Below are 9,908 nucleotides of genomic sequence, written 5' to 3' on the forward strand. Positions count from 1 at the left end.
GGCTCGTTGAGGTCAACGTTTGGAAGCGTGTCCGTCAGCTCGACGATCAGATACCACGGCGTCGTCAGCTCGAACGGAATTGTGACATGCGGCACGGTCGCGGCGATCGCCTCGATCTGCGAGCGCGACATGATCTCGAGGCTGCCGAGCCGGTCGCCAACCGCGCCACGCAGGCGCTGCATGATCTCGAGCGCCTGCTCGATGCCCTGCAGCTTCAACAGCGCCAGGGCCGAGCTGCGCTGCGGCGCGAACAGTTTCAGCACCGCCGCGGTGACAATGCCCAGCGTGCCCTCTGCACCGATGAAGAGCTGCTTGAGCGCGTAACCCGTATTGTCCTTGCGTAGCGCGCGCAACCCATTGAAGACACGACCATCGGGCAAGACGACTTCCAGCCCGAGCACGAGATCGCGCGTCGGACCGTAGCGCAGCACGGCGGTGCCGCCGGCATTGGTCGAGATGTTGCCGCCGATCTGGCAGGAGCCCTCGGCGCCAAGGCTCAAGGGAAAATAGCGATCGACGTCCCGCGCCGCGCTCTGCACCTCGGCGAGGATGCAGCCGGCCTCCACCGTGATGGTGTTGGCGAGCGGGCTGACGTCGCGCACGGTGCGCATGCGATCGAGCCGGATCACGACATTGCCGGCGTGATCATCCGGCGTCGCCGCCCCGCACATGCCGGTGTTGCCGCCCTGCGGCACGATCGCGAGCCGCCTTGCGACGCAGAACTTGACGACAGAGGCGACCTCGGCGGTCGAGCCCGGCTTCACCACGGCAACCGCACGGCCGCGATAGCGCCCGCGCCAGTCCACCACATAGAGCTCCTGCTCGGGTCCGGAGGCGATGACGTGCTTGTCGCCGACGATGGCGGCGAGCCCGGCCAAGGCATCCTGGGAGGAGTCGGACATCGGATCGCTCGCCGCCCGGGCCTAGAAAGCGGCAGCGAAGGCCGCGGCGTTCGCGAGCAGCTCTTTCAGCTGATCCGGCGGCAAGGACTCCAATGGCGGCCGCAGGCGCTGCCATCCGGCATGTTTTGTGCGATCGGCGGCGAGCGCCTTCAGCGAGGCCATCTGCGGGAAGCGCGAGACCAGCTCACGGGCCTTCACGATGCGCGCCTGCGCCGCCTTGAGCGCCGGATCGTCATCGCTGTCGCCAAAATGCTTGAAGACATAGGCAAGACTGCGCGCAACGACATTGGAGGTCGCGGTGATGCAGCCTGCGCCCCCCTTGCGCAGCAGCGGCAGCATCAAGGGATCGGCGCCGCCCAGGACCGCGAAGCCGGGGAAGCGCTCCACCATCGCGGTCATGTTGGCGAAGTCGCCGGACGAATCCTTGATGCCGGTGAACGTCGCCGGATAGGTCTTGCGCAGCCGCTCGATCAGCACGTGCGAGATCGGCTGCGCCGACATCTGCGGGTAGTGATAGAGGACGACTTTCAGGCGCGCATCGCCGACGCGCTGCACCACTTCGCTGTAGGAGGCATAGATGCCGTCATCGCTGACGTTCTTGTAGTAGAACGGCGGCAGCATCACCACGGTCTCGACGCCGAGCGAAAGCGCATGGCGGGTCAGCGCGACGGTCTCGGTGAGCGCGGCGACGCCGGTACCCGGCAGAAGCCGCTGCGGCGCAATGCCGGCAGCCACCACGGCTTCGAGCAACGCTGTGCGTTCCGCCACGGAAAAGGAATTGGCCTCGCCGGTCGTGCCGAGCAGCGCGATGCCGTCGCAGCCCTCGTCCAGCAGGTAGCGGCAATGCTCCACGAAACGCGCGTGATCGGGCGCGAGCTCGGCATCGAGCGGCGTCAACGCGGCGGAGAACACGCCATGAGGATGGAGCGGTGATGTCGACAAAACTTCCTCCGATCGGCAGAGCAAATATTGTTCGGAATGCGAACATTTGTTATTTGCTAGCACTATCGTAAAATCAGCAGCTCGCAGCGTCAAGGGTGATGGCTGTCATGGCGGGACATTCGAGCATGGCCAAGGTCCAACGGAAGGCCGCGAAGCGTACGTTGGACGCTAGCCCAAAGAACCCAAAGAATTACGTCGCGTCCGTCGGCAAGGCCTTTGCCGTGCTCAAGAGCTTCACCAGCGAGGCTTTCGAGCTCACCCTGAGTGAGATTGCCGCACGGGCCGATCTCGATCGCGGGACCGCCTTCCGGCTCATCCAGACCCTGACCGAGCTCAGATACCTCCAGGCGGTTCCGCAGAGCCGGCGGTTCCGCCTCGGCATCGCGTGCCTCGATCTCGGCTACACCGTGCTGTCACACGGATCCTTGCGGACCATGGTCGAGCCGCTGCTGCGCGAACTCGTACCTGCGGCGGGCGATGCGGCCTCGCTCGGCATCCTCGACGGCGGCGACGTGGTCTATCTTGCGCGCGTCGGCGCCGGCCTCGATCGCCACAAGATGGACCGCCGACCGGGCACGCGCATCCCCGCTTACAGCGCCGCGCTCGGCCACGTGATGCTGGCGCATCTGGCCCGCGACGAGCAGATCGCTCGGCTTGAGTTGCGCCCCCGTGTCAAGCTGTCGGAGCGAACACTCACCGATCTCGATGCCCTGCTCGCCCGGCTCGATCAGGTGAAGAAGAAGGGCCATGCCGTCTCCGACGGAGAGAACGCCTATGGCCTGCGCACGCTGGCAACACCGATCTTCGACGCGCAAGGTCTGGTGATCGCCGGATTGAGCGTCACCGTCGATGCGATGCGGATGGACATGCCGGCCTTTCGCGACCAGGCGCTGCCGCGGCTGGTGCGGGTGACGAGCCAGGTGCAGGATCTCGCGATCAAGTCGGGATTGTCAGGCTGAACACGGGTCGCTGCGACTAGATAACGATATGGTCGAAGTCGGCGGCGATCCGGCTGTTCGGAAATATCCTTGTTGCCTCGGCCAGGATCTCCTCATCCTCGTAGCGTCCCGACATGTGGGTCAGGATGAGCTGGCCGACGTTGTTCGCGGCTGCAAAGGACGCCGCCTCCGCCGCGGTGAGATGGCCGTAACTCCGCGCGGCCAGCGCGTCGCGATCGAGAAACGTTGCCTCGATCACCAGCATGTCGGCGTCGGCAACGTATTGCGACAGCCCCTCGGTGGTTTCGGTGTCGCCGATCACGACGAGCTTTCTGCCGCCGCTCGGCGGCCCCAGCACATCCTCCGGATCAATCGCTCGGCCATCGATGACGATTGGCCGGCCGGCTGCCAATTCGGCGCGCGAGGGACCGTCGGGGACACCGAGTGCCGCGAGGCGATCCGACTGAAGGTGGCGGCGTGCGGGACTTTGAAAGACGAAACCAAAACTGTCGGTGTCACGGTGGCGGACCGGAAAGCAGTCGATGGTGAAGTCGCCGGCGTCGACGACCTGTCCTTCGGTCAGCGCTGCGAACTCCACAGGGATCGGCGCCCTGCCCGCGCCCCACAGACCTGCGAGCATACGGATGACGAGGTCGAGCGTACCTTGGCCGCCATGAATGGTCATCACGTCGGAGGTCTTCCGCAAGCCCAGTGTCGAGAACAGGCCGGGAATGCCGAGCACGTGATCGAGATGCGCGTGCGTCAGCAGGATACGATCGAGCCGCCGGAAGCCGGCGCCGCTGCGCAGCAGCTGCCGCTGCGTGCCCTCACCGCAATCGACCAGGATGCGCTGGCCCGCCGCCTCCACCAATAGGGCCGGATGATTGCGGTCCGCCGAGGGAACGCTGGCCGAGGTCCCAAGAAATGTCAGGGCAAACATGATCTCCGCCTGTCCAGAGTTGGGGAGCTCTGCCGCCCTGACTCGTCTGAGGCCCTATAGTTTCACAACGACCTTGCCGAAATGTGAGCCGGTCCGGAGATAGGCGTACGCTTCCGGCGCATCGTCAAAATCGTATGTCCGATCGACGATCGGGTGGATTGCCTTGTCGGTCAAGAAACGATTCATCGCGGCGAAATGTTCGACCGATCCGACAGTGACACCGATGATATCGGCATTTTCCCACTGAAGCCTCGCGAGGTCTGGTTTTGGGCCGAACCCTGTCAAGACACCGATCTGGATGATCTTGCCGCCCGAGGCGACCGATCGCAGCGACCGGTCATAGGTGCCGGGACCGCCGAGTTCGAGGATATGACTGACGCCTTCGCCATCCGTCGCCTTCATCAGCGCGACATCCCAGTCGGGCGTGTCGCGGTAGTTGATGAGGATCGAGCCGCCCATCGCCCTGGCACGGGCGAGTTTCTCATGCGAGGACGATATCACGATCGCGCGCGCGCCCAGCGCTGCAGCGAACTGAAGGCCGAACAGCGCCACGCCGCCCGTCCCCTGGACCAGCAACGTATCGCCTTTGCCCATCCCGCCGCGTGCCATGAGGCCGTGCCACGCCGTGACGCCGGCACAAGGCAAGGTCGCGGCTTCGACCAGGGACAGGTGCGCCGGCACGGCGACGAGCGCCGATGCCGGCAGCACGACATACTCGGCCAGCATGCCATCCGTCGTGTCGCCGCCGAGGGATGAGGCAACATAGGTGGTCCTGAACGGCCCCGAGACCCAATCGCGAAAGAACGATGCGGCGACGCGGTCACCGACCTTCCATTGCGTGACGTTGGAGCCGAGGGCGTCGACAACGCCAGCGCCGTCGGAGAGCGGCACGCGGCCGTTGAGCTCGCCTTTGCCGACGCGGTCGAGGATCAACAGGTCGCGATAGTTCAGACTTGCTGCTTCGACCCGGATGCGGACCTCGCCACTCGCGGGTTCGGGTTTGCTGACATCGACCCGCACGAGGCCGCCGGCACCGGGATGGTTGTTCAGATGGTAGGCTTTCATTGTTGCTCCTCCGCATGAGTGTTCACATGGACGAGCACAGCCTGTAAGGTCTGACAGCACTGTCAGGGTCAAGAGGTTTTTCAATGAAGATTGGCGAACTCTCCCGCAGGACGGGAGTCAGTGTCCGGATGCTGCGCTACTACGAAGCCGAAGGGCTGCTTGCGCCGCAGCGCACCGGCTCCGGCTATCGTGATTATGGCCCGGCGGAAGAGCAGACCGTTCGGCGGATCAAGATGCTCGGCGCGGCCGGGATGACGCTTGAAACAATCCAGCAATTGCTACCGTGCGTGAGGAACAACGATCCGGAATTCACGCCGTGCAACAATCTGCGAAAAATACTCGCCGATCAGGTCAGCCTCATCGACGAGCGTATCGAGACGCTCAGCCAGAGCCGAACAATCTTGGCGGGCTTCCTGTCGAGCGTGACCTGATCGCGAGATCGTGAGCCCCGAGGCTCACCGTCCCCAATGCCATGCGAGCAGCAGCGCGTACAGCCCCATCGACGCGGCGTAGAGCGCGGCAAGCAGCAGGTAGCCGGCGATCTGACGACTGATCGCCGCCTTCGGCGCCACCCACCAGTCGAGCGCCTTGAAAGCCGCGGGCACCAACCACCAGCCGAGCAGCTGCGTGCTGACGAGATTGCCGACGAACAGCGACAGCCAGACCGGTACGCCATGGCTGTCGATCAGCGGCCTGCTGATGAAAAAGCCCCAGAGATAGACCACGGGATAGAGCACCAGCAGGACGATGAGATTGCTCTTCCAGATCAAGCCAGCGCTTTGCTCCGGCGCCTGAGCCTTTCCCGTCGGGAACCAGAAATTGAACCCGTAGCTCGCCCGCTTCACGCTCATGCCGGCGTTGAAGCGCGCGCCCTCCTTCAGCAGCGTCTGCCGTAGGGGCGAGTCGAGCCAGGCGTTGAGGTTGGCATCGCTGTCGAACGACAGGATGATGATCCACTCATCGTGCAGGCCCCGAATGGGCCGCTCGATCTTGTGCCGCAAAAATCCCTTGAACTCGGCTTCCGCGGCCTGGATGCGCTGCTGCCATATGAGGAAGGCGTCCTCCAACCCTGCAGGTACCTTGAAGGAGATGACGGCGGAGACTGCGCTGTCGCGCTGAACGCCGGTGTCGGGCAGGATATGGACATCCTCCGAGCCGACGAAGAAGCGCTGTATCTCCGCAATCAGCTTCGCCCGCACCTCGCTCTGGAGCCAGGCGCGCGCTGCGGCGGGACTTGCGAAACGCACGATCGTCACCCAGTCCACATGCGCGGGCGGCTGCGGCGGCACCACCTCCCGACTGAGGAAGCCGGGCCAGGTCTTGAGCGCCTCGCCGACCTCGCCGTTCCACCGCGCGAACGCGGCAAAACCATCGTCCGCGATGCGGCGCTGGATGACGAGGGCGACCGGCTGGCCGGCTGGATCAGCGGATGAGGTCATGAGCTGCCGTCTCAGCTCTTCTTGTAGAGACGCTTGCCCATCACCCAGGTCTCGTCGACGCAGCGATCGTCGCCGACCATCATGACGGCGAACAGCATGTTCGCGGCTTCGTCAACCGTGCCGGGACCAGCACCGTCGGCGACCAGCGACTGGTGCCAGGGCTGCGCCAGCTGGCCGGCATTCGGATCGAGCGTGACGAAATCGGCCTCCTTGCCGGGCTCGAAATTGCCGAGCTTGTCGTCAATGTAGAGGCCTTCGGCGCCGCCGAGCGTAACCGACCAGAAGCCGCGATAGGGCGAGAGCTTGTTGCGCTCGGCTTCCGCGAGGTCCTTGCGCGCGGGATCGATGCTGCCATCGAGCATCGTGTTGTTGCACATGCCGACCTTGTAGGCGTCATCGAGCACGGAGATCATCGAGAAGCGGTTGCCGCCGCCAACGTCGGTGCCGAACGACATCTTGACGCGATGCTCCGGATCGGTGGCGCGACCGAGACGGAACAGGCCGCTGCCGAGGAACAGGTTCGAGCACGGGCAGAACACCACCGCGGCGCCCTTCTTCGACATGCGGCGGAACTCGTTGTTCGAGAGATAGACGCCGTGGCCGCCGGAGAATTTCGGCCCGACCAGATCGAACTTCTCGTAGACGCCGAGATAGTCCTGGCAATCCGGATGCTCGACCAGCACGCCGGTGCATTCGGCCGGGTTCTCGGAGATATGGGTGTTGACCCAGCAATCCGGATGCTCGTGCTTGAGGCGCTGGCACGCCTTCAGCAGGTCCGGCGAGGCGCCGAAGGCGAAGCGCGGCGTGATGGCATAGAGGTTGCGGCCCTTGTTGTGGTACTGCGCGATCAGCCGCTTGCTGTCGCGATAGAAGTTCTCGGGCGTATCGATGAATTCGGCCGGCGCGTTGCGGTCGATCCCGGTGAGGCCCGCGATCACGCGCATGTTGCGCCTGCTCGCCTCCTCGAACAGCTCTTCGGTCGAGACCGGCGAGGAGCTGGTGAAGGCCTGGCAGGTGGTGGTGCCGGCGGCGAGCAGCGCGTCGAGAAAGCGCTTCACGCCCTCGCGCGCATAGTTGCGATCCTTGTACTTGATCTCCTCGGGATAGATCGACTTCTGCAGCCACGGCAGCAGCTGCTCGCCATAGGCGCCCAGCACGCGGGTCTGCGGCAGATGGATGTGGCCGTCGATGAAGCCGGGGACGATGATGCGGTCCTTAATATGGGTAACCTCAATGCCGGGATGCGCGGCGGCGATCTTGTCATGAGGGCCGAACGCCTTGATGACGCCGTCCGTGACAACCATGAGGCCGTCCTGGTGGAAGCGCGCGGCCGCCTGCTCGTTGCCGATGTGCTTCCAGGGATCGTCGACGAAATCGAAGAACGTGCCGCGAATACCAACAGTGGTCATGATCTGGTTCCTTCCTTAAGGCTGTGTGGCCCGCGCCGCCGAGGGCAGCGAGATCGCAAGCAGCGTGCCCGCAATGATGCAGAGGCCGAGATAGAGCCATCCGATCGGCGCCTGTGTCGCTTCGGGCAGCACCGCCGCGATCGCCATGGAGCCGCTAACGGCGAGATAGCAGAGCGCGCTGATGAGGCCGCCGATCAGGCCGTGGTCGCGCTCGAACAGGCCGAGCGCCATGCCGTACATCATCGGGCAGAGCACGCCGCAGCCGCCGAGCACCAGCGCGCCGCCGATCGTGATCGACATGAAATCGAGACCGATGGTCATGCCTGTTACGGTCAGGACCGCGGAGCCTGCGAGAAACAGCGCGAAGGCGCCGAAGCCCAGCATGCGGGCCGGCATGAAGCGCGCGAAATGCGCGCAGCCGAGCTCGCCGGCGAGATTGACCCCGCCAAGGCCGAGGGCGACGAGGCCGTAGATGGCCGCGGAATAACCGAGGCCGGTCTGGTAGAAGAACGGCGCGACGACGCCGAACGCCAGCTGCGCGCTTGCCGCGGCTGCGAAGACCAGCACGAAAGCGATGAAGCCCGGACGCACGATCGCATCGCGAAGAATGCCGGCGGTGCGGCGCGGATCGAACGGCGCGCGCCGGTCGGCGGGCAATGTTTCAGGCAGAAGAAATACGACGATCGTGGCGACGAGCGCGGCGGCGACGGCAACGACGACGAACACGCCGCGCCAGGAGGTCAGCTCGACGATGAAGCCGCCGGCCGCCGGCGCCAGCACCGGCGCAAGCCCCCAGGCGGCACCTAGCAGGCCGGAGATCGCCATGAGCTCGCGGCCGCGGAAGCAATCAGCGGCAACCGCATAGGCGACGACGAGACAGGTGCAGCCGCCGATGCCCTGCAGGAAGCGCAAGCCCAGCAGCAGCGAGGCGCTGGCGGCGAGCGCGCAAGCGATGCTCATCGCGATCAGCACCGATAGGCCAGCGAGCAGGACGTTGCGGCGGCCGAGCGTATCGGAGGCGATGCCGACCGGCACCAGCGCCAGACTCATGCCGAGCATGTAGGCGGTGACGGTGTTCTGCATCGATGCGGAATCGGTCGCGAGGTCCACCACCATCTGCGGCAGGCCGGGCGTGTAGGCGTCGAGCGGAATCTGGCTGAACGGCACGACGCACAACAGGATCGGCACGATCCCGCCCCTGGCGCGACCGGCGTCCGAAGCAAGTGCAGTCATGGCATACGCCCCCTCGATCTCCGCCCCGTCTTTTCGTGCGCGCAATGAGAGGCGACGATGCAGGTTGCGGATATTGACGCGCGGAACGTGCCAGAACTGTATGTAGAAACTCTTAGGAGTGGCCGTTCAATCCCGGTGACTTCTGCCCCAACCCCCTCGCGTGGTGATACCTCGGTAAAAAAATGCGAAAACAACCCCATGCACAGTAGGCTCCGGACAGAAATCATTGAGGTTTTCTCAATTTCGGTAAGCGCGAATTGTTCGCTTGCTCCGTCGGGCAAAACAGGTGCAGAATTGCATGATCGCCGATCCTGGCTTCGCAGCCGCAGCGGGGCCGTTGTCCGTTCGGAACGTATCGTCGGTTCGAAACACTGCTCCGCTCAAATCGGCAAACATACCTGGTGCCCGTAGCGGCGCCCCTCACCCCTCTTTCGGGATCGCACGTTCGCCCCCGGGCGATCTGCGGCGGGAATAACTTCGACGCAGCGATGAGATACGATGGAGTTCATGATGACCGCGGACGCCACTGACCTGAACTACGGCTCGATCGGCGCGCTCCTTGGCGCCCTGCACGCGCGCAAACTATCTGCATCGGAACTGCTCGCCCATACGATTGCCCGCATCGAGGCGCTGGACGGGCCGATCAACGCGATCATCGTTCGCGATTTCGATCGCGCAAAAGACGCCGCTCGCGCCGCCGATGCCGCGCTTGGCCGCGGCGAGCGGTTGCCGCTGCTCGGCATTCCCGTGTCCCTGAAGGAACCGTTCAACGTCGCGGGCCTGCCGACGACATGGGGCTTTCCGCATTTCAGGGATTTCAGGCCGACGGAAGATGCCCTTGTCGTCTCGCGGCTGAAAGCGGCGGGCGCTGTCATCATCGGCAAGACCAATATCCCGATCGGGCTGCGGGACTTCCAAAGCTACAACGACATCCACGGGACGACGAACAATCCGTGGGACCTCGGCCGCTCGCCCGGCGGCTCGTCGGGCGGATGCGGAGCGGCGCTGGCCGCAGGTTTCGGTTCGCTCTCGATCGGCTC

The 9,908-nt window shown here is 64.7% G+C and carries 10 protein-coding genes; 3 read left to right on the forward strand and 7 right to left on the reverse strand.

The features are described from left to right. Positions 1–902, reverse strand: a 902-nt coding sequence (locus tag A5906_RS44990; protein ID WP_245326895.1) for an FAD-binding oxidoreductase, incomplete at its 3' end; no start/stop codon positions are given. Positions 903–923: 21 nt separating this feature from the next. Beyond that, the gene (locus A5906_RS25930) at positions 924–1,844 is read right to left on the reverse strand and encodes a dihydrodipicolinate synthase family protein (protein WP_080138080.1); all 921 of its coding nucleotides are present in this window, start codon (positions 1,842–1,844) and stop codon (positions 924–926) included. 125 nt (positions 1,845–1,969) lie between these two features. Here A5906_RS25930 and A5906_RS25935 point away from each other — a divergent pair, with 125 nt between their 5' ends. Next, the gene (locus tag A5906_RS25935) at positions 1,970–2,803 is read left to right on the forward strand and encodes an IclR family transcriptional regulator (RefSeq protein ID WP_080138081.1); all 834 of its coding nucleotides are present in this window, start codon (positions 1,970–1,972) and stop codon (positions 2,801–2,803) included. 16 nt (positions 2,804–2,819) lie between these two features. Here A5906_RS25935 and rnz read toward each other — a convergent pair whose 3' ends face one another. Then, entirely contained in the window at positions 2,820–3,722 is a 903-nt protein-coding gene (rnz, locus tag A5906_RS25940) for a ribonuclease Z (RefSeq protein ID WP_080138082.1), read from the reverse strand. Between the two features lie 54 nt (positions 3,723–3,776). Then, positions 3,777–4,787, reverse strand: coding sequence for a zinc-dependent alcohol dehydrogenase family protein (locus A5906_RS25945; RefSeq protein ID WP_080138083.1), 1,011 nt, complete (start codon positions 4,785–4,787; stop codon positions 3,777–3,779). Between the two features lie 83 nt (positions 4,788–4,870). Here A5906_RS25945 and A5906_RS25950 point away from each other — a divergent pair, with 83 nt between their 5' ends. Continuing rightward, entirely contained in the window at positions 4,871–5,218 is a 348-nt protein-coding gene (locus tag A5906_RS25950) for a MerR family transcriptional regulator (protein WP_080138084.1), read from the forward strand. A 24-nt stretch (positions 5,219–5,242) separates the two neighbouring features. Here the strand turns inward: A5906_RS25950 and A5906_RS25955 are convergent, their stop codons facing one another. Genes A5906_RS25955 through A5906_RS25965 form a run of 3 tightly spaced genes read right to left on the reverse strand, consistent with a single transcriptional unit; the run spans position 5,243 to position 8,868 of the window. After that, positions 5,243–6,226, reverse strand: coding sequence for an antibiotic biosynthesis monooxygenase (locus A5906_RS25955; protein ID WP_080138085.1), 984 nt, complete (start codon positions 6,224–6,226; stop codon positions 5,243–5,245). An 11-nt stretch (positions 6,227–6,237) separates the two neighbouring features. After that, a complete protein-coding gene (gene guaD, locus A5906_RS25960) occupies positions 6,238–7,635 on the reverse strand; it encodes a guanine deaminase (RefSeq protein ID WP_080138086.1) in 1,398 nt (465 codons plus the stop codon). A 15-nt stretch (positions 7,636–7,650) separates the two neighbouring features. After that, positions 7,651–8,868, reverse strand: coding sequence for an MFS transporter (locus tag A5906_RS25965; protein WP_080138087.1), 1,218 nt, complete (start codon positions 8,866–8,868; stop codon positions 7,651–7,653). Between the two features lie 498 nt (positions 8,869–9,366). Between A5906_RS25965 and A5906_RS44995 the strand changes: the two genes are divergently transcribed. Beyond that, positions 9,367–9,908, forward strand: a 542-nt coding sequence (locus A5906_RS44995) for an amidase family protein (RefSeq protein WP_245326896.1), incomplete at its 3' end; no start/stop codon positions are given.

It is taken from the genome of Bradyrhizobium sacchari, from assembly GCF_002068095.1.
Lineage (GTDB): Bacteria > Pseudomonadota > Alphaproteobacteria > Rhizobiales > Xanthobacteraceae > Bradyrhizobium > Bradyrhizobium sacchari.